This is a genomic window from Citricoccus sp. (assembly GCF_035445025.1).
Classification (GTDB): Bacteria; Actinomycetota; Actinomycetes; order Actinomycetales; family Micrococcaceae; genus Citricoccus.
On the sequence record NZ_DAOMPX010000044.1, the window covers coordinates 1 to 2038 of the forward strand.

The following is a 2038-nucleotide window of genomic DNA, read 5'->3' on the forward strand; positions in this document are numbered from 1 at the left end:
AAGGTGACGTCACCGGAACGGGCGTGTGATCTGCGTGGGTAGAATGAGGCACCGGAGACGGTGTACGCACAACGGAGTGCCGGCCACTGACGGCCCGTTCCGGAGGCGACCCCAAAGGCAGCCGCTACCCAATGGAGGGAACCCCCATGGCAGACAACTCCTCACTCACCTTCGCAGACCGAGCCGTGGCGGAGGCCCCGACCTCGTACGGGAAGCTGCTCGACTGGGTGAAGGAGGTCGCCGCCCTGACGGAGCCGGACTCCGTGTACTGGGTGGACGGTTCGCAGGAGGAGTATGACCGCCTGGCCGCCGGACTGGTCGAGGCCGGCACCTTCGTGAAGCTCGCCGAGGACAAGTTCCCGAACTCCTACGCCGCCTTCTCCGACCCGGCCGACGTCGCCCGCGTGGAGGACCGCACGTTCATCTGCTCCGAGAAGGAGGAGGACGCCGGCTTCACCAACAACTGGATGGAGCCCGGCGAGATGAAGGGCATCCTCCAGGACGCCTTCGCCGGTTCCATGCACGGGCGCACCATGTACGTGATCCCCTTCGTGATGGGTCACCTGGACGCCGAGGACCCGAAGTTCGGCGTGGAGATCACCGACTCCGCCTACGTGGTCAACTCCATGCGCATCATGGCCCGCATCGGCACCGACGTGCTGCGCAAGATGGAGGAGACCGAGGCGTTCTTCGTCCCGGCCCTGCACTCCGTCGGCGCCCCCCTGGAGGACGGCGAGGAGGACGTCGCCTGGCCGTGCAACGAGACCAAGTGGATCGTGCACTTCCCCGAGGAACGCTCCATCTGGTCCTACGGTTCCGGTTACGGCGGCAACGCCCTGCTGGGCAAGAAGTGCTACGCGCTGCGCATCGCCTCGGTCATGGCCCGGGACGAGGGCTGGCTCGCCGAGCACATGCTGATCCTGCGGCTGACCAACCCGGAGGGCAAGTCCTACACCATCTCCGGCGCCTTCCCCTCGGCCTGCGGGAAGACCAACCTCGCGCTGATCGACCCGACCATCGAGGGCTGGAAGGCCGAGACCCTGGGTGACGACATCACCTGGATCCGCCCCGGCCATGACGGCGAGTTCCGCGTGGTGAACCCGGAGACCGGGTACTTCGGCGTGGCCCCGGGGACCGGCTGGTCGACCAACCCGAACGCCATGCGCGCGATCGCCAAGGGCAACTCGATCTTCACCAACGTCGCCCTCACCGACGACGGCGGCGTGTGGTGGGAGGGCATGACCGACGAGGTCCCGGCGCACCTGACCGACTGGCGGGGCAACGACTGGACGCCCGAGTCCGGAACCCCGGCGGCCCACCCCAACTCCCGGTTCTGCACGCCGATCGAGCAGACGGACATGCTGGCCCCGGAGTACAACGAGCCGAACGGCGTGAAGCTGGACGCCATCCTCTTCGGCGGCCGCCGCAAGACCACCATTCCGCTGGTCACCGAGTCCTTCGACTGGGAGGACGGCATCTTCAAGGGCGCCACCCTGTCCTCGGAGACCACGGCCGCCGCGGCCGGCGCGGTGGGCGTCGTCCGCCGCGACCCGATGGCCATGCTGCCGTTCATGGGCTACGACGCCGGTGACTACCTGGAGCACTGGGTCCGCGAGTCGGGCAAGGTCGCCCAGGACAAGCTGCCGAAGATCTACCTGGTCAACTGGTTCCGCCGTAACCGCGAGGGCGGCTTCGCGTGGCCCGGTTTCGGCGAGAACTCCCGGGTGCTGAAGTGGATCGTCGAGCGCCTCGAGGGCACGGCCGACGCCACGGAGACCCCGATCGGCCGCACCCCGACCCCGGAGTCCCTGGACCTGACCGGGCTGGAGATCTCGGCCGACGACCTCGAGGACGCCCTGAAGGTGGACACCGAGGAGTGGACGGCCGAGGTGGCCTCCATCGAGGAGTGGTTCGCGCGGTTCGGCTCCTCCCTCCCGGCCTCGATCGGCGGCCAGCTGGACGGACTGAAGCAGCGCCTGGGCGCCTGAGGCGCCACGAGCCCCTCGGCCGCGTCCGGGGGACGGGACACGAACGGGCC

Annotated in this window: 1 protein-coding gene; it reads left to right on the forward strand. The window is 68.7% G+C overall.

Going from position 1 to position 2038, the window contains the following annotated elements; genetic code table 11:
• The first annotated feature begins 146 nt into the window (after window positions 1-146).
• On the forward strand, window positions 147-1988 hold the full coding sequence (locus PLJ28_RS12225) for a phosphoenolpyruvate carboxykinase (GTP) (RefSeq protein WP_183523283.1): 1842 nt from the start codon (window positions 147-149) through the stop codon (window positions 1986-1988).
• Window positions 1989-2038 lie beyond the last annotated feature (50 nt).

What these genes read in the sequence shown, in the direction of transcription:
- PLJ28_RS12225 (WP_183523283.1), top strand. Translation starts at nt 147, where the DNA reads ATGGCAGACAACTCCTCACTCACCTTCGCAGACCGAGCCGTGGCGGAG.